This window comes from Bacillus sp. SIMBA_074, assembly GCF_046534555.1.
Classification (GTDB): domain Bacteria; phylum Bacillota; class Bacilli; order Bacillales; family Bacillaceae_G; genus Bacillus_A; species Bacillus_A mycoides.
The window spans coordinates 1-269 of sequence record NZ_JAWRYM010000573.1; the positions used below are offsets into that span (position 1 = coordinate 1).

The following is a 269-nucleotide window of genomic DNA, read 5'->3' on the forward strand; positions in this document are numbered from 1 at the left end:
CAGGGTTGTCAATCCGCTTATCAAGGCCCATAAGGCTGGAATCAATGTTTCAACGAATCAATTGGAGAGCCATTACCTTGCAGGCGGTAATGTCGATCGCGTAGTGAATGCTTTAATTGCTGCAGAACGTGCCAATATCGTGTTACCTTTCGAACGGGGTGCAGCTATTGACCTTGCAGGTCGGGATGTACTGCAAGCCGTTCAAATGAGCGTTAACCCGAAAGTGATCGAAACTCCATTCATCTCTGGTGTAGCGATGAATGGTATTG

General features: G+C 47.2%; 1 protein-coding gene. It reads left to right on the forward strand.

Going from position 1 to position 269, the window contains the following annotated elements; all coding sequences use genetic code 11:
* Nucleotides 1–269, forward strand: a 269-nt coding sequence (locus SB773_RS32015) for a flotillin-like FloA family protein (protein WP_410594373.1), incomplete at both ends; no start/stop codon positions are given.